At 62.2% G+C, this 19,449-nt stretch carries 19 protein-coding genes; 10 read left to right on the top strand and 9 right to left on the bottom strand.

Annotated features, from left to right (window positions below; genetic code table 11):
- Positions 1-18: 18 nt before the first annotated feature.
- From OHL11_RS13620 to OHL11_RS13605, 4 genes are all read right to left on the bottom strand, one after another.
- Positions 19-912: a dienelactone hydrolase family protein gene (locus OHL11_RS13620; protein WP_263372045.1), complete on the bottom strand. Its 894-nt coding sequence runs from the start codon at positions 910-912 to the stop codon at positions 19-21.
- Between the two features lie 241 nt (positions 913-1,153).
- Positions 1,154-1,417 carry a 50S ribosomal protein L27 gene (gene rpmA / locus OHL11_RS13615; protein WP_263372044.1) on the bottom strand — a complete coding sequence of 88 codons (264 nt, stop codon included), beginning with the start codon at positions 1,415-1,417 and terminating at the stop codon, positions 1,154-1,156.
- 32 nt (positions 1,418-1,449) lie between these two features.
- On the bottom strand, positions 1,450-1,773 hold the full coding sequence (rplU, locus tag OHL11_RS13610; protein ID WP_263372043.1) for a 50S ribosomal protein L21: 324 nt from the start codon (positions 1,771-1,773) through the stop codon (positions 1,450-1,452).
- 344 nt (positions 1,774-2,117) lie between these two features.
- The gene (locus tag OHL11_RS13605; RefSeq protein WP_263372042.1) at positions 2,118-2,360 is read right to left on the bottom strand and encodes a hypothetical protein; all 243 of its coding nucleotides are present in this window, start codon (positions 2,358-2,360) and stop codon (positions 2,118-2,120) included.
- Positions 2,361-2,453: 93 nt separating this feature from the next.
- Between OHL11_RS13605 and OHL11_RS13600 the strand changes: the two genes are divergently transcribed.
- From OHL11_RS13600 to OHL11_RS13585, 4 genes are all read left to right on the top strand, one after another.
- Positions 2,454-3,764 (top strand): glycosyltransferase family 39 protein, encoded by a 1,311-nt coding sequence (locus OHL11_RS13600; protein WP_263372041.1) that lies wholly within the window; start codon positions 2,454-2,456, stop codon positions 3,762-3,764.
- 202 nt (positions 3,765-3,966) lie between these two features.
- Positions 3,967-4,419 carry a dUTP diphosphatase gene (dut, locus tag OHL11_RS13595; protein ID WP_263372040.1) on the top strand — a complete coding sequence of 151 codons (453 nt, stop codon included), beginning with the start codon at positions 3,967-3,969 and terminating at the stop codon, positions 4,417-4,419.
- A gap of 3 nt (positions 4,420-4,422) precedes the next feature.
- On the top strand, positions 4,423-4,779 hold the full coding sequence (locus OHL11_RS13590) for a hypothetical protein (protein WP_263372038.1): 357 nt from the start codon (positions 4,423-4,425) through the stop codon (positions 4,777-4,779).
- A 35-nt stretch (positions 4,780-4,814) separates the two neighbouring features.
- Positions 4,815-6,164 carry an Nramp family divalent metal transporter gene (locus OHL11_RS13585; protein WP_263372037.1) on the top strand — a complete coding sequence of 450 codons (1,350 nt, stop codon included), beginning with the start codon at positions 4,815-4,817 and terminating at the stop codon, positions 6,162-6,164.
- Positions 6,165-6,390: 226 nt separating this feature from the next.
- On the opposite strand, the gene OHL11_RS13580 is transcribed toward OHL11_RS13585, so the two are convergent.
- Entirely contained in the window at positions 6,391-8,022 is a 1,632-nt protein-coding gene (locus tag OHL11_RS13580; RefSeq protein WP_263372036.1) for a hypothetical protein, read from the bottom strand.
- Between the two features lie 373 nt (positions 8,023-8,395).
- Here OHL11_RS13580 and acnA point away from each other — a divergent pair, with 373 nt between their 5' ends.
- Both acnA and OHL11_RS13570 read left to right on the top strand, forming a co-directional pair.
- Positions 8,396-11,284, top strand: a complete 2,889-nt coding sequence (acnA, locus tag OHL11_RS13575) for an aconitate hydratase (RefSeq protein ID WP_263372035.1) — start codon at positions 8,396-8,398, stop codon at positions 11,282-11,284.
- Positions 11,285-11,516: 232 nt separating this feature from the next.
- Positions 11,517-12,854 carry a dipeptidase gene (locus OHL11_RS13570; RefSeq protein ID WP_263372034.1) on the top strand — a complete coding sequence of 446 codons (1,338 nt, stop codon included), beginning with the start codon at positions 11,517-11,519 and terminating at the stop codon, positions 12,852-12,854.
- 22 nt (positions 12,855-12,876) lie between these two features.
- Here OHL11_RS13570 and OHL11_RS13565 read toward each other — a convergent pair whose 3' ends face one another.
- The 3 genes from OHL11_RS13565 to rpsD form a co-directional block, all read right to left on the bottom strand.
- A complete protein-coding gene (locus tag OHL11_RS13565; protein WP_263372033.1) occupies positions 12,877-13,824 on the bottom strand; it encodes an MBL fold metallo-hydrolase in 948 nt (315 codons plus the stop codon).
- 93 nt (positions 13,825-13,917) lie between these two features.
- Positions 13,918-14,169: a hypothetical protein gene (locus OHL11_RS13560; protein ID WP_263372032.1), complete on the bottom strand. Its 252-nt coding sequence runs from the start codon at positions 14,167-14,169 to the stop codon at positions 13,918-13,920.
- 5 nt (positions 14,170-14,174) lie between these two features.
- The gene (rpsD, locus tag OHL11_RS13555; protein WP_263372031.1) at positions 14,175-14,798 is read right to left on the bottom strand and encodes a 30S ribosomal protein S4; all 624 of its coding nucleotides are present in this window, start codon (positions 14,796-14,798) and stop codon (positions 14,175-14,177) included.
- A 240-nt stretch (positions 14,799-15,038) separates the two neighbouring features.
- On the opposite strand from rpsD, the gene trpC reads away from it, so the two are divergent.
- Positions 15,039-15,845, top strand: coding sequence for an indole-3-glycerol phosphate synthase TrpC (gene trpC, locus OHL11_RS13550; protein ID WP_317890653.1), 807 nt, complete (start codon positions 15,039-15,041; stop codon positions 15,843-15,845).
- A 38-nt stretch (positions 15,846-15,883) separates the two neighbouring features.
- Positions 15,884-16,555 (top strand): phosphoribosylanthranilate isomerase, encoded by a 672-nt coding sequence (locus tag OHL11_RS13545; protein WP_263372029.1) that lies wholly within the window; start codon positions 15,884-15,886, stop codon positions 16,553-16,555.
- 224 nt (positions 16,556-16,779) lie between these two features.
- On the opposite strand, the gene OHL11_RS13540 is transcribed toward OHL11_RS13545, so the two are convergent.
- Positions 16,780-17,550, bottom strand: coding sequence for a TIGR00266 family protein (locus tag OHL11_RS13540; protein WP_263372028.1), 771 nt, complete (start codon positions 17,548-17,550; stop codon positions 16,780-16,782).
- Between the two features lie 138 nt (positions 17,551-17,688).
- On the opposite strand from OHL11_RS13540, the gene OHL11_RS13535 reads away from it, so the two are divergent.
- Entirely contained in the window at positions 17,689-18,291 is a 603-nt protein-coding gene (locus OHL11_RS13535; protein ID WP_263372027.1) for a c-type cytochrome, read from the top strand.
- A 143-nt stretch (positions 18,292-18,434) separates the two neighbouring features.
- The gene (gene pyrH / locus OHL11_RS13530) at positions 18,435-19,139 is read left to right on the top strand and encodes a UMP kinase (protein WP_263372026.1); all 705 of its coding nucleotides are present in this window, start codon (positions 18,435-18,437) and stop codon (positions 19,137-19,139) included.
- Positions 19,140-19,449: the final 310 nt, after the last annotated feature.

Below are 19,449 nucleotides of genomic sequence, written 5' to 3'. Positions count from 1 at the left end.
TAACGTTTACGGCTCTGCCTAGTGCATACCGCCGAGGAGCTGAATCAGGCGGCGGAAGCCCTGCTGCCGCGCTGCGGTGTTGGCCGCGTTAGCGTCCGGCGCTTCGCCAGCACGCATGAAGCCGTGGCCCGCGCCGTCGTAGGTGACTGGTTCATAGGTCTTGCCCGCGGCCTTCATATCGAGCGTCGCCTGCGCGATGGTCGAGGTTACGCGCGCATCGTTGCCCGCGTAGAAGCCGTAGACCGGCGCGGTGATGTTCTTCATCGCCGCAGCGGTGGGCGGCGGACCGTAGAAGACGAAGTAAGAGCTGACGTCCTTGCGATGCGTGGCGAAGTCGAAGGTCTGTTGTCCGCCCCAGCAGAAGCCGGCGACGTAAAGCTTGCCGTTCGCAGCGGTGAGTGCCTTGCCGTAGTCGGCGGCGGCGTTCAGGTCGGCGGTCACACCGTCCTGTGGCAGGGCGGCGACAGCGCGGCGCGCAGAGTCGACATCGGGGAACGCTGCGGTGCCTCCGGGTGTCGCGGGAACCATTGCGCTACCGGGAGTTGCGGTGTGCATGTGCGCGTGGTCTTCGGGCATCGGCGCCGCTGCGGGGGCCGCACCGGTCGTCGGGCCGTAGCCGGAGAGCAGATCCGGCTCGACGACGATATAGCCTGCGCCGGCAACCTCGTCGGCCATTTCGCGCGCCCAGTCAGAAAGGCCGAAGATCTCGTGAATCATCACGACGACGGGAGCTTTCTCCTTGATTTCCGGGTAGACCACCCATGCCTGCAGCTTGCGGCCGCCGGGCTCGGTGATGGTGACGAACTCGCCGTGGCGCGGACTTGCAGAGAGCTTGGCCTTGGCCCAGTCCTGAGCGGAGGCGAACGACGAAGTGGCAGCGAGGAGCGCGAGGGCAGCGAGGGTACGCTTCATGTGCAGCAGTGTACTGCCTCGGATGTCGGTTTCGACACCCGCTTTCACTTGGGGGCTCCGCCTCTCGATTTTTGCGAGCAGGAGGCCACAGATGTCTCAGGGTTCTTTTGTTGCCGCTGCATCTCCCATCCTGCAAAGTCAGCTTCGAAAATGGAGCCGTGGGCGCAGCCGGTCGTGCTGGGCGTCAGACGCAGAAAGGCCCTGCCGAAGCAGGGCCTTTCTGAATGTTGAGGGGGAACGCTTATGCAGCGACAACCGGCTCGATGGAGACGAAGCGGCCGTGCTGACCACGGTTCTGGAACTTCACAACGCCGTCGATCTTCGCGAAGAGCGTGTCGTCGGAGCCGCGGCCCACGTTCTTGCCAGCCTGCAGCGGTGTGCCGCGCTGACGAACGAGGATCGAGCCGCCGGTGACGGTCTCGCCCGAGAAGCGCTTCACGCCGAGGCGCTGAGCATTTGAATCGCGGCCGTTTTTGGAGCTACCAAGACCTTTTTTATGTGCCATTTGAGAATTACCTCTTCAAAAATTTTGTGGCCTTAGGCCTTGAAGCTCTTGCCGGCAACCTGGATCTCGTTGATCTTTACTTCAACGAAGTCCTGGCGGTGGCCCTGCAGCTTCTTGTACTGCTTCTTACGCTTGTAGTGGAAGACCAGAATCTTGTCGCCACGGCCTTCGCCGAGAACGGAAGCGAGCACCTTGGCGCCCTTCAGGTCCTGCTCAAACTTGCCCTCTTCGCCCGAAACGGCGAGCACGTCGGAAAACTCGAGCGTGCCGTTCTCGTGCGCGGACTTTTCAATCTTGACGGTGTCGCCGGGAGCGACGCGGTACTGCTTACCGCCGGTGCGGATCACTGCGTACATGGCTGTTTCCTTTGTCGCGGACGCGAGCATTCGCCGCATCTGCCTGAACTTCTAAAACTTGTCTCGTCTGAGGGAGGGACTTGTGTCCCGGCCCGAGCACTCTGGATGCGCCATTACCGCTCGCCCCGGTCTGCCCGAAAGCCCAGCCGTCCGGATAAACAGACAGCTTCGCCAAACCATCTGAGTATACCGGATTTTCCCGAAATCGCAAATACTTGTTCGGGGAGAATCGGGTTTGCACAACATTTGGTGCTAGTGGCGATCTCGTACAATCTTCCCGTCCACCGCGTCGATGACGCGGGCCGGGTCCATTCTTACTCTCTGGTATCCGCGCTACAGAGGGCTTACTTTGTAGCTTTCTTCTGAGCTGCCCAGCGCTTCTTCGCCGCAGCGGCGATCTTGGCGCGCGCTTCCGGACTCATCGTCCGCTTTTTCCGGGCAGGTGCGGCAACGGTAGTGGTGGCCTTCGGACGACCTGGGCCACGCTTGGCGGGAGCGCCGGTCGAAAGAGCGGCGATCGTTTCGCGTGCTTTTTGCAGGCGGGCGATCTCGGTGTCGAGTTCGCGGAGGAGGGCTGTAACATTCATGCCCGGAATTGTATGCTTCGATGGCTCGCACGGCGAGGTAATTCTGCGCAATCTTTCGATGGGTGTTTCTACAAACCCTGTACCCTAACGCTGATGTCCGCTACGAACTCTCTCCGCTGGTATGAACGCCCCCGCAACCTCTTCTGGATTGGCTTTGTGGTGCGCGTGCTTTGCATCGTGATCGCACACAGCTATAAGGTGCGCGTGCGCGACGACCATTGGGAGTTCGGCTATGAGGCCGGGCGCATTGCGCGCAATGTGGTGGAGGGCCGCGGGTATTCGAGCCCGTTCAATGGCTGGACCGGCCCCACGGCGTGGCTGCCGCCGATCTATCCGCTGATGATGGCGGCGTGCTTCAAGCTCTTCGGCGTGTACACGAATATGAGCGTCTTCGCGATCATGGTGCTGGATTCGCTGTTCTCCGCAGCGACGATTCCGGCGGTGTATGAAATCGCGCAGCGTTGCTTCGACGCGCGCGGCTTTGCGCGTCGAAGCTCGACGATGATTGCGCCGGTGGCCGTGTGGTCGGCGTGGATCTGGGCGTTGCATCCCGAGGTGATCCAGTACCCGATGCATTGGATCTGGGAGATGTCGCTCTCGACGTGTCTGATCGCGTGGGCGTTTGTGTACGCGCTGCGTCTGCGTCGTGTCGGTGAGAATGAGCAGCCGAACAACTCAATCGCGATGTGGCTGATCTATGGCCTATTCTGGGGCTTGCTGGCGCTCTCGAATACGACGCTGATGATTACGTGGGCGGGCGTGACCGGCTGGATTCTCTGGCCGCAGAAGACGAACGTTCGTGCGTTGCTCGGCGCGGTGCTGAGTTTCGTGATGGTCTTCGTTTGCTTGACGCCGTGGATCATTCGCAACGAGCGTGTGATGCATGCGTTCATTCCGGCGCGGTCGAACGCGGGCATTGAGCTTTGGAACGCTTCGCTCTGGTATCACGATGCCTTCCCATGGGGCGCGGCTGTTCCGCTGTCTCCTACGGACCCGGAGTTCAAGCGCTTCCAGCAGATGGGCGAAGTGAAGTACGCCAAGATGAAGCAGGAACAGGCGATGGCGAACATCAAGGCGCAGCCGAAGATGTACGCCAAGTTCACGGCGTATCGCGTGCAGTACTTCTGGTTCATCTGGAGGCATCCGTCGGACGCCAAGGTGCTCGATGAGACGCTGCGTTTGTGGAACTACGGCATCGTTTCGCTCTGCGGGCTGATAGGTGTGGCGCTGGCGATCAAGCGCCGCGTGCCGGGCGCGTGGATGATGTTCTGGGTGCTGCTGCTCATGCCGATTCCGTACTATCTCGTCACGATTCAGGCGCGCTTCCGCTATCCGATGGAGCCGTTGATCTGCGTGCTCGGCGTGTACCTCTTCCGCTCGACGGAGAAGAAGATCGAAGCATAGCCAAGAACGGGTGCCCCAGGTCTCGATTTTGAGACCTGGGTGTTTGCCGTGGCGCTCATCGTCTAAGGAAGCATCGCTATCGGAGCCAGAATGAAGGTAGCGTTCCCGATACATTCTGCGAAACCACATCTCAAAAATCGAGATGGGTACCCATTCTTACTGCTTGCACATTTCCGCGCGCCGCGGTGCGAGACTGTTGTGCATGAGCACCGACACCATCGACCGTCCGCGCATTCTCGTGCAGCGGCTGTTGCCCACCGCGCAAATGCCTCGCTACGCACACACCGGCCCTTACGGCGATCTTGCTGCAGACTTGTTCGCGGCGGAGGCGGCGCTGCTGGCGCCGGGGGCGACGCTTGCGGTGCGCACGGGGCTTGCGATGGAGTTGCCGTCGACGCATGGCGCGCTGGTGGAAGACCGTTCCGGCCTCGCGCTGCGCGGCATCACGACGCTCGCTGGCGTGATTGACCCGGGCTATCGCGGCGAGTTGAAGATCGTGCTGACGAACCTTTCCGACACCGAACAGATGGTGGCTCCTGGGCATCGCATCGCGCAGTTGCGCATTGTGCGCCGCATCGAGGCCGCGTTTGAAGAGACCAATACGCTGGCGGAAGCTCCCCGCGGACAGGGCGGCTTCGGTTCCACGGGTCACTAAACGATGTGGCAGGCGGGTGACGCGCTGGTGCTGATTTTGCCGACGCGCGAAGATGCTGCATTTGAACCGCTGCTCACTTCATTGCGTGCGCGTCGATTTGTGCGCGGCGTTGTGGTGGTGGATGCTGTGGTGCATGCGTTGCGCGCTCTCTGTGCTGAGGCTGCGCTGGGTTGTCGGGTGGCGCTGGAAAGTGAGTGGCTGACGCATACACCGGCGCTGATCGTGTCCTGCGCGGCTCATGCGCATCTTTCGTTGGCGCTGGTGGTGGAGCGCACGAAGCTGTTTGAGGCGCACGCGCTGGGCAGGCTGACTGCCTCGGGCGAAGTGGCGATCGCGGTGGATGGCGCGCCTGCCGAGTAGCGCGAGCGCGCAGGTGGCGGCATATACTGCCGGTAATGGCAGAATCTGGCTCTGAAAGCTCCGCGGTCGCTGACGTGGCGAAGGCGATGGGTGCGGACAACGGCAGGGGATTTCGCGCGGACCGTTTGCGCTCGTACTTCGGCCCGGCCTTTGTGGCGTCCGTGGCGTATATCGACCCGGGCAACTTTGCGACGAACATCCTGGGCGGCGCGCAGTTTGGCTATCGGCTGCTGTGGGTGTTGCTGTGGTCCAACGCCATGGCGATCCTCATTCAATATCTGAGTGCAAAGCTCGGCATTGTGACGGCGAAAACGCTGCCGCAGAACTGCCGCACGCACTTTGGCAAGCGCACAAGTTTCTGGCTGTGGGTGGCGGGAGAAATCTCCGCGATCGCCACCGATCTTGCGGAGTTTCTCGGCGCGGCGATGGGGCTTGATCTGTTGATCGGGCCTGCGATGCTTGCGCATGGCTTCGGCCCTACGGCGAGCCTGCTCTTCTCTGCGGTGATCGCAACCGTGCTGGTGTTTGCAATCCTCGCGCTGGACCTGGCGGGGTATCAGTGGTTTGAGCGCGGCATCATGATGCTGGTTGGCGTCATCGGTCTTTGCTACGGCTTTGAAGTCTTCCTCGTGCACCCGGATTGGCAGCGCGCGTTCTTCGCGACGATCGTGCCGACCTTCGACTCGCACGCGATGCGCGGCAGCGTGTATGCGGCCGTCGGCATGTTGGGCGCGACGGTGATGCCGCATGTGATTTATCTGCACTCGGCGCTGGTGCAGCCGCGGCTGCATGAGCTGGCGCCGCCGCCGAAGAAAGCGCTGCCGTCGATCCTGCGCAAGTACCTGCACTTTGAGTTGACCGAGGTCTTCGTGGCGATGAACGCGGCGTGGCTGATCAACTCCGCGATGATCGTGATGGCGGCGGTCGCGCTGTATCACGGCCCGGATTTCTCACCGACGATTCAGGATGCGTACCGCACGCTGGGGCCGCTGCTGGGGCGTGGTGCGGCGGTGGTATTTGCGGTCGCGCTGCTGTGTTCTGGGCTATCGAGCTCGACCGTGGGAGTGCTGGCAGGGCAGGTGATTCTCGAAGGCTTCCTCGATGTGAAGTTCCCGATTTTTCTGCGACGACTCATTACGATTGTGCCTGCGCTGATCGTGATCGGCGTGGGCTGGGACCCGTTGAAGATCCTCATCGGCTCGCAGGTGCTGTTGAGCTTCACGCTGCCTGCGGCGTTGATCCCGCTGCTGATCCTGGTGCAGCGCAAGAGCGTGATGGGCGAGTTCGCTTCGGCGATGCGGACGCGCGTCGCCGGGTGGCTGATCGCGGGCATCATTCTTGTATTGAATGCGGTGCTGCTGGTGCAGGTGGCCGTCGGCAGGTAGTAGTTCTGCGATGAAAAGCCATGGTTGAAGAGGCACGATGGGTGCCCCACGTCTCGATTTTGTGACGTGGGAGAACGCGAATGCTGGCTCGTGGATTCTCGCTCTCCGCCGACCTTTCTGGAAACCCAGGTCTCAGAATCGAGACCCTGGGGCACCCGTTCGCGGAGGGTGCAAATAGCAACGCCCGCTCGTAGATGGAGCGGGCGTTGCTATGTTGCGTTGGGGTTTAGTGGTGACCACCGCCGCCGGGATGACCGCCGCCACCCCCGGGGTGTCCGCCGCCGCCTGCGGGAGCGCCGCCGCCCATGTGTCCGCCACCGCCGCCAGCTGGTGCACTATGCATCTGCGGGGCCGCTTGCTGATGCATCTGCGGTGCAGCCTGCTGGTGCATCTGAGGAGCCTCGTGCTGCTGCATCTGCGGTGCTGCATGTTGCTGCGGCGCTGCGCGTTCTGCCTGCGGAGCTGCACGCTGTACCTGCGGCGCTGCATGTTGCTGCATCTGCTGCGGGGCCGAGTGCTGCATCGTGGCGTGAGTCTCGGCGCCGCGGTTAGCCTCCATACCACGGTTGGCCTCCGCGCCACGATTCATGCCGCCAGCGTTGGCGAAGCCGTGCTGCTGCTGCGCTGCCTGCGGAGCTGCATGATTCATGCCGCCTGCGTTGGCGAAGCCATGCTGCTGTGCCGCGGCAGGAGCTCCGTGGTTTTCAGCGCCGTGATTCATACCGTTCATGTTCGCCATGCCGTGGCCTGCCTGCATCGCTGCCGCACCATGCTGCATGTTCATACCGGGCTGCATGCCGCCTTCGTGGCCAGCCATCGCGTTGCCCTGCGGTCCACCGTGGTTCGCTGCGGGCTGTCCGTTAAGGCCCGGGCGTCCCACCTGCACGCCCTGCGGCGTGGAGCGGATTTCACGCGGATTGCCGAGGCCACCCGACATCGCCATCTCCTGCGGACGACCGCCGTTGGCGCTGAACATCTGTCCGCGATTGCGCATCGCTTCGTTGTGGTTCTGCATCTGCGCGGCCTGCGGGCCGAGATGCTGTTCCCGCATCGCTGCCTGCTCAAAGCCCTGCGGACGAGCGTTGATGCCACCGCGACCGCCATTGAAGCTGACGCGGTTCATCGGCTGCATGCCGTAGCGCACATTGTTGTAGACCACCGCGCGGTCGTAATAGTGACCACCGCCCCAGCCTCCGCCGATGCGCGTCACAGCGCGGTTGTACCAGAAGTCGTGGCCACGCCAGTAGCCACCGAAGTAGCCGACACCGATGTAGCCGAAGCCGTAATCCACGCCGCCGTAGAAGCCGATGTGCGGGCCCCAGTAGCCATGGTGGAAGTAATACCGGTTGCCGTAGTAGCCCCAGTAGGGAGGCGTCCAGAGCGCACCGTAGTAGGGCGCGGCGACCCATGCGCCGGGAACCCAGTAGTAGCCGCCGCCACCCCATCCCCAATAGCCGGGAGTCCACTCATAGTTGGGGCCGGGAGCCACGGGCTGGTCGTACTCAGGAAGCGGGGGAGGGGCCTGTTCGGCGTAGACGTTATCGTCGCTCGGAGCGGAGTCATACGCATAGCTCTGCTGCTGGTTGCCCTGCACGATGGGCGCGGGAGCCTGCTGGCCGTTGGCGTAGGTTTCGCCAGACTGCGTGGGCGAGTAAGAAGCCTGGTAGCCAGCCACCTGCGTCGGTGCGTTGTAGCTGGTGTCGGCCATGTTCGCCATCGCCGGGTCCTGTCCGTTGGTGATCGGTGCGCCTGCCGCATTTGAATTGCAGCCATTGCATCCGGTCACACCCAGCGCAAGGCATCCAGCGAAGGCGGCCATCGCCAATGCGTACTTCGTATTGCGTCTCGTGGTGCTCATAAGACTCCTTAAAATCCTTCCGGCAAGTTGAACCCGGTTTCCTGAGATAGGTTTTCGCCGTGCCTGACTTTGGATGCAGTGACCGCCGCCGGGGTAGGTTGGGCGGGCGATGATGGACGCGATTCCTCCCTACCCAGCGCATAGCGGCATGGCGTAAGATGAGGCGCATGAGCCTGCTGCGCCCTTTCATCAAGCGCTTTCGTCGTGGCCGCCATGACCGCGGACGCTAACCAGCGTCTGCAGCTCGCACTCTTCCCCTGAAAACACTCATCTTTCGCCACGCTCGTCCGAGGTCTATTCTTCGTGACGACGCGGCACGGACAGGCGTCCACCGCTACAGGCCGGCGGGCGCCCCTTGAGGAGAATCACCGCAATGGCTACATCGCACCCGAATAGCTTTGGCGCAGCCGCGACGCTTACGTCCGGCGGCAAAACCGTAAAGTACTTCTCGCTGCCCGCGCTCGACGGCAAGAACGGCATCGACCTGAAGAAGCTGCCGTACTCGCTTAAGGTCCTGCTCGAAAACCTGCTGCGCCTGGAAGACGGCGTGACCGTTACCGCCGACGACATTGAGTTCCTCGCGAAGTGGGACGCTGAGGCAGAGCCCTCGCGCGAAATCGCCTATATGCCTGCACGCGTGCTCATGCAGGACTTCACCGGCGTGCCGGCGATCGTGGACCTCGCAGCGATGCGCGATGCGATGAAGCTGCTCGGCGGCGACCCGCAGAAGATCAATCCGCTGCAGCCCGCAGAGCTCGTCATCGACCACTCGGTGCAAGTGGATGAGTACGGCGCAGCGAACGCTTACGACCTGAACGCGGCGCTTGAGTTCCAGCGCAACCGCGAGCGCTACGCCTTCCTCAAGTGGGGACAGACGGCGTTCCATAACTTCTCCGCCGTGCCGCCGGGCATGGGCATCTGCCATCAGGTCAACCTCGAGTACCTCGCGCGCGTGGTCTTCACGAAGGAAGAAGCAGACGGCTCCATCGTCGCCTATCCTGACACGCTCGTCGGCACGGACTCGCACACCACGATGGTCAACGGCCTGGCTGTTCTGGGCTGGGGCGTGGGTGGTATCGAAGCAGAGGCCGCGATGCTCGGCCAGCCGGTGTCGATGCTCGTGCCGCAGGTCGTTGGCTTCAAGCTGACGGGCAAACTGCGCGAAGGCGCGACCGCGACCGACCTCGTGCTTACCGTGACCGAGATGCTGCGCAAGCTCGGCGTCGTCGGCAAGTTTGTTGAGTTCTATGGCCCCGGCATCGCAGAGCTTCCGCTTGCGGATCGCGCGACCATCGCGAACATGGCACCCGAGTACGGCGCGACCTGCGGTCTCTTCCCCGTGGACAAGGAAACGCTGAACTACCTGCGCCTTACCGGCCGCAGCGAAGAGCAGATCGAACTGGCTGAAGCCTATTACCGCGCGCAGGGCATGTTCCACACCAGCGACGCGGCAGAGGCGGAGTACTCGACGACGCTGCAGCTCGATCTCTCAACCGTGGAGCCGAGCGTTGCTGGACCGAAGCGTCCGCAGGACCGTGTGTTGCTGAGCGAGACGCCTGCGAGCTTTGCGAAGCAGCTGCCGACGCTGCAGGGACCGAACGCGAACAAGGCCGCTGCGCGTCAGATGGTGCGTTGGGAAGGTGAAGGCGGACACGCTTCGCTGACCGGTGATGTGACGAGCAGCGAAGGCGCACCGGCACCGGTGGCTCCGCAGGAAGTGACCGTGCAGATCACCACGCACGACAGCGGTCACACCGGCGGGCAGGAAGTGGTGGCCCCGGCGAACTCCGTGAAGGAGCGCTTCGGTGTCGATCCGGACAAGTATCTGAGCGACGGTTCGATCGTCATCGCGGCGATCACCTCTTGCACCAACACCTCGAACCCCTACGTGATGATGGCCGCTGGCCTGCTCGCGAAGAAAGCTGTTGAAGCTGGCCTGACGACTCCGCCGTGGGTGAAGACCTCGCTCGCGCCGGGCTCGCGCGTGGTCACCGATTACTACACGCGCGCTGGTCTGCTGCAGTACCTCGATGCGCTGCGTTTTCAGGTCGTCGGCTACGGCTGCACGACCTGCATCGGCAACTCGGGCCCGCTGCCGACGGACGTTTCGAAGTCGATTGAAGAGAACAGCCTCGTCGCTGTGTCGGTGCTCTCGGGCAATCGCAACTTCGAAGGCCGCATCTCGCCGGAGGTGCGTGCGAACTACCTGATGTCGCCGCCGCTCGTGGTGGCGTACGCGCTCGCGGGCCACATCTCGCACGACTTCAACACGGAGTCGCTGGGCAAGGGTAAGGATGGCAATGACGTCTTCCTGCGCGACATCTGGCCGACGCAGAAGGAAGTCTCCGACGCCGTGCACCAGTGCATCGACTCCGAGATGTTCCTCACGCAATATGCAAAGGTGAGCGACGGCGATGCGAACTGGCAGCAGCTCAAGTTCCCCTTGGGCGACACCTACGGCTGGGAAGGCGATTCGACGTACATCCGCAAGGCTCCGTACTTCGATGGTATGCCGGCAACGCCAGCGCCGGTGGAAGAGATCAAGGCCGCGCGCGTGCTCGCGGTGCTGGGTGATTCGGTCACGACTGATCACATCTCGCCTGCCGGTTCGATCAAGCAGAACGGCCCGGCCGGCAAGTATCTCGCCGAGAACGGCGTGAAGCCTGCGGACTTCAACAGCTACGGCTCGCGCCGCGGCAACCACGAGGTGATGGTACGCGGCACGTTCGCGAATGTTCGCCTGCGCAACAAGCTCGCTCCTGGCACCGAAGGCGGCGTGACGCGTCTGCTGCCCGAAGGCGAAGGCATGAGCATCTACGACGCGTCGGTGGAGTACGCCAAGCGCGGTACGCCGCTCGCGATTCTCGCGGGTAAGGAGTACGGCTCGGGTTCGTCGCGCGACTGGGCGGCGAAGGGTCCTCGCCTGCTCGGCATCAAGTTCGTAATCGCCGAAAGCTACGAGCGCATCCATCGCTCAAACCTCGTAGGCATGGGCATTCTGCCGCTGCAGTTCCTCGAGGGGCAGAACGTTGAATCGCTCGGTCTCACGGGCGAAGAGATCTTCGAGGTGGTCGGCCTGAAGGCGATGCTCGATGCGAAGTTTGCTGACGGCAAGATCGTTTCGGTGATCGCCGAGAGCAGCGAAGGCAAGACAACGGAGTTCTCCGCGACGGTGCGCATCGACACGCCGCAGGAGATTCTCTACTACCAGCACGGCGGCATCCTGCAGTACGTGCTGCGTCAGTTGGCTGGCAAAGCATAGACGCTTCACAGCGAACAACGAAGGCCAGCGAGACTCACTCGCTGGCCTTTCTCCTGGCCACGACAGTCGGGTGCCCCACGTCTGCGCTTCATGCAGATGTGGGAGGGCGAGAATGTTGCTCCGCATGCATCCTGCAAACCCACATCTCAAAAGTCGAGATGTGGGCACCCGTACGTACGGACACACCGCGCGTTGTAGGCTAGAGGCATCGTTATGCCGCATGGAGTTGTTTGTGAAGAAGCCGTTGATCGCTTGTCTTTCCGCTGTTCTCGCGCTGCAGGCTGCTGCGCAAACCGATGACGCCGCGCTCATTGCGAAGGCGCATCGGATCGCGCATGTGATCAAGATGGACACGCACAACGACATCGATCCGGCCAACTTCACGGCGACGTGCAACTACACGCAGCGGCTCACCACGCAGGTGAATCTGCCGAAGATGATCGAGGGCGGCATGGATGTGTCGTTCATGATCGTCTATGTGGAGCAGGGGCCGCTGACGCCAGCGGGATACGACGATGCGTACAAACAGGCCATCGCGAAGTTCGAGGCGATTCATCGCCTCACCGAGCAGATTGCGCCCGATAAGTTCGGCCTCGCGCTCACGCCGAAGGATGTAGTCGCGCTGCATAAGCAGGCCAAGAAGGCCGTGGTGATCGGCGTAGAGAACGGCTATCCGATCGGCACGGATGTGGCGCGCGTGAAGGAGTTCTACGATCGCGGCGCGCGGTATCTCTCGATGGCGCATAACGGCGCAAGCCAGCTTGCGGACTCCAACACCGGCGAGACGGAAGGCTATCTCTACAACAATGGCTTGTCGGCGGAAGGTCGCGAAGTCGTTGCGGAGATGAACCGCCTGGGCATGATGGTCGATCTTTCGCATCCTGCAAAAGGCGCGAATCTAGAGGCGATTCGCTTGTCGAAAGCACCGGTGATTGCGTCGCATTCGGGGGTGCGTGCATTGGCGAACGTGCCGCGCAACATGGATGATGAGCAATTGCTCGCATTGAAGAAGAGCGGTGGTGTCATTCAAATCAATGGCGTCAACTCGTTCCTCAAGCCGACGTCGATGGAACGCTTCGCCGCGCTGAAGAAGCTTCATGCGGAGTTTGCGCCATATATGCCGAAGGAATCGTCATCGGCTGTGCGCGCTTGCCCGGTGGAAGGTGTCGATGGCCGCGTAGGACGCAAGGGCGGCGGTGCTCCAGGGCACGAGCTGCCGGGAATGGAAGACTTACCGGCGGACAAGCGTGCGCTCGCCGAGCAACGCATCGCCGAGTTGAATGCGAAGTATCCGCCGACGCCGCGCGCGACGGTGAAGGACTTCGTGGATGAGATCGATTATGCCGTAAAGAAGATCGGCGTGGACCACGTGGGTATCGCGTCAGACTTCGACGGCGGTGGTGGCATCGAAGGCTGGGATAGCGCGGCAGAGGCGTTCAACGTAACGCTCGAACTCGTGCGCCGCGGCTACAACGAGAAGCAGATCGCCAAGCTTTGGGGCGGCAATTTACTGCGAGTCTGGGGCGAAGACGAGAAAGTCGCTCGCAAGCTGGAGAAGCGCGCCCGCTAGAGGCGCGCTTCTTTTTGATCGCTTACATAAGGCTCGTATCAGGATCCTGATACACCTTCTTCACGAAGTCCGAGACATCCGTGCTGAACCAGTCAGGGTGCTCCTGCTTGAGCTTTGCGCTGATGTCGGCGCCCGCTTTCTCGGCCGGCATGTTGTTCTTCCTGGCGACGAGTGCAGCCGAGCGAATCTCATCCAGCAAATCGCGCTCGGCGACGACGAGCGAACCATCGCCGGGCTCGCTGTGGTCGGGCACGACGTGCTTTGCGTGCAGCGCTTCAAGCTTGTCGACGACCTTGATCCAGGTGCTTGGCGTACCGCCTTTGCCGATCTGCGTGAAGATGATGGGGATCGTCTTGTTCTGTACGACGTCGCCGGAAACGAGCGTCGCATCGGGATCAACGAAGATGAGTTCGTCGCCCTCGGTGTGCGCCGGGCCAAGCCACAGCAGGCGCACGGTCACGCCGCCGCCGAGATCGACGCGCGCTTCCGTGTGGAAGGTGACGTCGGGCGTGCGAAACTTCACATCCTTGAGCAGATCGCGGTTCTCGGCGGACTTGTCCATGAAGAACTTCACCATGGCCATGCCGTCGTGCTCGACCTGCGCCTGCTGCACATCGTTGCGGATGAGCAGAGTGTTTGCCGGGAAGCCGGAGTCGCCCGCGGCGTGTTCGGGGTGGAAGTGCGTCGTCGTGAGGTAGAGCCGCTTGCCCGGCGCGAGCTTCGCGGCGAAACCTGCGGCCATCGCACCATACTTCGGCCCCATGCCGGTGTCGACCACCATAGCCGCGCGTGCGCCGACGATGATGGCGATGTTCGGATTGCCTTTGTACTCCCATACATGCTCGGAGATGCGAACGGGCGCGTCGGTGGCTCTCATATGCCACTCATGCGGGTTGCGAGAGGTCGTCTGGGCTAGCGCGCCGGAGACCACAAGAGATGCCACGAGGGGGAAGAGGGTCAATCGCTTCATGCGTCTAATGTATGCCTCGTACCAGACAAAAAAGATGCCGCCATGCGGACGATGCAACAGTCCACGTGACGGCATAGGAGAACGCTTGTCTGGTTAGTGCACGAGTGTGGCGGTCGTGGAGCTGTTCTTCAACCCGCGTTCGACCGAATCCATCGCCTCCGAGCACATCAGCAGAAGCTTCGCAAAGCTCTGCAGATCCAGCCGCAAACTGAACGCCTGAACGTTCAGGCTCAGCGTGCCGCAGGAGCATTGCGTGATGCTGCCAAGTCCTTCGGCCTTCGCCAGCGGTTGCTGGTCAGAAGGGTGCGCAAGGGACGACTTCGGGGCTGAGATCGGCTGGGCCATGATTTTTAGACACCTCTCTGCGCGTAGTACTCGGCCACACGCTGGGGTTCAAACGCGAAGGGAATGTGCCGCGCTGCGGGAAGCGAAACGAGCGTGGCGCGGGTGTTGTCGTTGTTGTCGCCCAGCTGCAGGAACTCCGGCAGCGGCAGGCGTGGGCTCTCGCGGCTGGCGAGCGTCATCTCGCCCTTGGCGTACTCGGTCAGCTCCAGCGTGTCTCCCGGGCGCAGTACTGCGGAGCCGATGGTGAGGCGCTTGCCGTTCACCAGCACGTGGCCGTGGCTGACGAGCTGACGCGCCGAAGCCATGGAGCGACCGAAGCCGGCACGGAAGACGAGGTTGTCGACGCGGCGCTCCAGCAGGCCGATCAGCGATTCGATCCAGTTCGTCGGCGAGATGCGGCGGGCATCGCGTACAAAGCGGCGGAGCTGCTCCTCGCGCAGACCGTAGTGGAAGAGCACCTTCTGCTTTTCGCGAAGCTGCAGGCCGTACTCGCTCAGCTTGCGGCGGGTTTGCTGCGCGCCATGCTGGCCAGGGGGCAGAGGGTTCTTTTCGAGGGCACCGGGCTTACCCAGCCCCGGCAACTCAAGGCCCAGCGCTCGCTGGATCTTGAACTTCTTACGTTCGCTCATCGGTATTCTCCGAGGGGCCGACCTTGGCGCTTTCCCCTCAGAAAACACAGTCGGCGATGGTGATGTAGGCAGCGACTGCTGCGGGAATCCGAGACGCCGCACCCGCTGCCGAATATGAGACTAATTCGGTCGTAGTTGATTTGATGATGCAAAATCTCCGAACGGGCGGAAATCGGACTGGAATTGTCGGGATTCGGGGTTGAACGGTAAATCCTTCGCTAAACCGTTAGCATGGAGGAGATGACTGAAGCTGCAGAAATCGAAAAGAAGATGTATTTGCCGGAGATCGTGGCGTTTCACCGCCAGGATGTAGAGCGCCGCAAGGCGGAGGCGGACTTCGCCGCGCTGGAATTGGCGGCGTCCGCCCATGAGCCGCGTGGGTTTGCCCGCGCGCTCCGGGAGAAGGCGAAGACCGGCCCGGCCGTGATCGCGGAGATCAAGAAGGCGTCGCCGTCGAAGGGGTTGATCCGCGAAAATCTCGACCCGACGGCGCTGGCGATTGAGCTGGAGGCTGCAGGAGCTGCCGTGCTAAGTGTGCTGACCGACGAGCCATACTTTCAGGGCTCGCTGGGGAACCTGCGTGCGGCGCGTGCTGCATGCAAGTTGCCGCTACTGCGTAAGGACTTCATGGTTGATCCGTTTCAGGTGCTCGAGGCGCGTGCCAACGGCGCGGACGCGATTCTGCTGATCGTCGCGGCGCTGAATGACATTGAGCTGCGCACGCTGCGCGAAGAAGCGCGCAGGTATGGCCTCGATGTGCTGTGCGAGGTGCACGATGCGGAAGAGGTCGAGCGCGCTCGTGCGTTGGACTGCGAATGCGTCGGTGTGAACACGCGCGATTTGAAGACGTTTCACGTGTCGCTGGACCGCGCGATTGAGCTGTCGCAGTCGCTGCCTGCGGATGTGATTCGTGTGGCGGAAAGTGGCATCACGGGCCGCGAAGATGTGCAGCGTATGCGCGCGGCGGGTTTTGGCGCGTTCCTTATCGGCGAGTCATTGATGCGCGCCGAGCGGCCTGGTGAGGCATTGAAAGCGTTGCTTAGCTAACTTACTTAGCTAAGCAGCAGAAATCAGGATGGAAAGCGATGTCGAAGACCTGGGTCAAGCTCTGCGCGAACACGAATCTCGAGGATGCGCAGCTTGCTGCGGAGCTCGGCGCCGATGCTGTGGGCTTCGTCTTTGCGCCGTCGAAGCGACAGGTGATGGCAGAGCAAGTGGCCGCGATCACGCCGCATTTGCCTGCGGGCGTCGAGACCATCGGTGTCTTTATCGAGCATGACGCTGCACCGATCATCGCGGTTGTGAAGGCGACGAATCTCACCGGTGTGCAGCTCCATGGGGACACAAACATCAAGCTGATTGCGGCGCTGAACGAGGCGTTTGAAGGCCGCGTAAAACTGTTGCAGGTCGTAGGTTTTGAGAGCGGCCAGGAAGCGGAGTTCGAGCGCAAGCTGCAGCTTGCTGTATCGCAGCCGCAGGTGTGGGGCGTGCTGCTCGACACCGTGAAGTCTGGCGCTAGCGGTGGACTTGGAGTAGCGTTTGATTGGCCAGCGGCGAACGCGATCGTGCAGCGTGTGTTCTCGGCTGTCGAGAATCCGCCAAAGCTGATCATCGCGGGTGGGCTGAAGCCGGAGAATGTTGCTGAGGCGATTCGCGTCTTTTCGCCGTTTGGTGTGGATGTAGCGAGCGGTGTGGAGTCTGTGCCGGGCAAGAAGGATGCGGCGAAGATGCGCGCGTTTCTCGCTGCTGCTCGCTAAGCACGCTCTTCCTTCCTCACGGTGTTCAGGATGACAGTGCTTGGGATGAGGTCTGTGGGTTCGCCTGAATCATCCTGCGAACCCACGTCTCAAAAATCGAGACGTGGGGCACCCGTTCGCGCGGGGGACAAGCAACGTATCGTCGCAGCGGATAAGCTCCATTGAGCCCTGAGCCCTGAGCCCTGAGCCCTGAGCCCTGAGCCCTGAGCCCTGAGCCCTGAGCGCTAGCTCTTGTTGTCGAAGATGGAGCTGGCGATGCCGCCGATCACCGCAGCGGTGCCAACGCCGCGCAGGCCGCGGCTGTTGTCATCATGTGAAAGATACGGCTCCAGCGAGTGCGCGAGGTTGGCGAGCGGAAGCGTCTGCAGCCACACGCGGCCGGGGCCGGTGAGTGCGGCAAGGAAGATGCCGTCGCCACCGAAGAACATATTGCGAATGCCCTGGATGCGCGTGATGTTGAAGCTGACCGAGGACTGAAACGCGCCGACATGACCGGGGTGCACGCGTAGCGTTTCGCCAGGCTGCAGGTCCTTCACGACGACCTCGCCGCCGAGCTCGAGCCAGGCCGTGCCGTGGCCCGAAACCTTCTGCAGCAGGAAGCCGTCGCCGCCGAAGATGCCAGCGCCGAGCGACTGCTGGAAGCCGACGCCGAGCGTGATTTGCGAGGTGGCGCAGAGGAAGCCGTGGCGATGAATGAAGAGGTCCTGCCCGGGCACGACCTCGACCGGCAGAATGTGGCCGGGAACCTTCGTGGCGAAGGCGACTTCGCCGGGGTAGCCCTGCGCGGTGTACTCGGTCATGAAGAGCGTACCGCCGCCAGCGAGGCGCTTGATGGCGCCGAAGAATCCGCCGCCGCCCGCAAGCTGCGTGTGCGTGGTCATGGCGATGGTTTGCGACATCCAGCTCAGCTCACCGGCTTCGGAGATGACGGTCTCGCCGGGCTGGAGAAGGACTTCGAGGACGGGCATCGTGGTGCCGACAATTCGCGATTGCATCGGGTGTAGAGCTCCTGTGCGAAGACATTCGCCGTTCGCACACCATGCTACGCGCGGCGGCTGCGGTTGGTTCCATGAAATCGGCGAACCTCCGCTGCTAACGCTTACCCTCAGCCTGACGGCCTAGACTGAAAGCGTATGGCGACTCGCAAGAAATCATCGGGTTCGGGCTTTGGCACGTTTGTGCTGGGGTTTCTGTTGGCGGCGGTGATCGCTGGCGGAGCGTGGTGGTGGTTCAACCACCAGAAGACGGCGTTGACCGAGCCGTTTGGTAGCGCGAGCGAGCCTCCGGTAACGACGCCTGTCGCCACTTCTGCGGTGAAGCCTCACGCGAAGCCTGCGCCGGAGTTTGAGTCCACCGGCCCTGTGCAGACCGCGCAGGATGAGTCGCCGAAGACCGTACCGGAGCCGCCGTTCGCGGCGAGCGAAGATGCGTTTGAAGCAGGCGCTGCGACGTACGCCAAGCGTTGTGCAGGATGTCACGGCGCGCCGGGGCACGATGGGCAGGCGGGGCTTGCGATGGCAACACCTGCGAAGCAGCTTTTTCATGACAGCAATCTCAGCAAGCGGTCGGCGGGAGCGATCTTCGTGGCGATGCGCGATGGTAAGCCGAAGGCGGGCATGCCGGCGTACTCCGGCGTGTTGTCGGACTCGGCGATGTGGGACATCGCGTTGCTGTTGAAGGCGTCGAGCGAGCCGCTGCCGGAGCCGGTGGTCGCGAAGCTGAACGCAAAGCGGTAGAGCGTTGTAAGTTGTACGTTCTAAGTTGTATGTGGTGTTGAGGTTGCGTTGGCGCTGGTTCCATGGCGATGCTCCCACCGCTCTTACAACGTACAACTCAGAACTCACAACGCCTCACATCTCGCGTGCGATACTACAGCTGTATGTACAAGCGCGTTCTTCTGAAGATTTCCGGTGAAGCATTGGCCGCGGGCCGTGGTTTTGGCGTGGATGCTGTGTTCATTCACCAGGTGGCAAAGGAGATCGCGGACATTGCGCGCGCCGGTTGCCAGGTGGCTGTCGTCGTGGGCGGAGGCAACTTCTTCCGTGGCGTGGCCGAGCAGGCTATCGGCATGGACCGCGTTGCGGCCGATCATATGGGTATGCTCTCGACTGTGATCAACGCGATCGCACTGCAGGACGCCATTGAAAAGGACGGCCTGCCCACGCGCGTGATGAGCGCGATCGAAATGCATGAGGTGGCTGAGCCCTATATTCGCCGCCGTGCGATTCGTCACCTTGAGAAGGGCCGCGTGGTGATCTTCGCTGCGGGTACGGGCAATCCGTACTTCTCGACGGACACGGCAGCGAGCCTGCGTGCAATGGAAATCGGCGCGGAAGTTTTGCTGAAGGCGACTTCGGTGGACGGCATCTACTCGGCCGACCCGAAGAAGGACCCTGCGGCGACGCGCTACGAAACGATCTCCTACATGGAGATTCTGCGCCTCGGCCTGAAGGTGATGGACACGACCGCGGTAAGCCTCTGCAAGGACAACAACCTGCCGATGATCATCTTCTCGATGCGCGAGCGCGGCAACATGCTACGCGTGGTGCAGAAGGAAGAACTCGGTACGCTGGTTACGGCGTAGCGTCCGCAAAAGATGCAAAAGAGGAGCGGCTTTGGCCGCTCCTCTTTTTTGCACTGGGCTCACTGAGGAGATCGAGTGCCCCAGGTCTGCGCGGCTTCATGCGCAGATGTGGGAGAGAGCGAGAATGCTGATGCTTCCCTGAGGGATCCTGCAAACCCATGTCTCAAAATCGAGACATGGGGCACCCGGTTTGTGGCGGCTTCTGGCTATGGGCTTACTGAGGAGGTCGGTGCCCCCCGCATCTGCGCGGCTTCATGCGCAGATATGGGAGAGAGCGAGAATGCTGATGCTTCCCTGAGGCATCCTGCAA

It is taken from the genome of Granulicella cerasi, assembly GCF_025685575.1.
Classification (GTDB): domain Bacteria; phylum Acidobacteriota; class Terriglobia; order Terriglobales; family Acidobacteriaceae; genus Granulicella; species Granulicella cerasi.
Note: the sequence above shows the minus strand (reverse complement) of the source record. Positions and strands in the feature narration are given on the sequence as shown.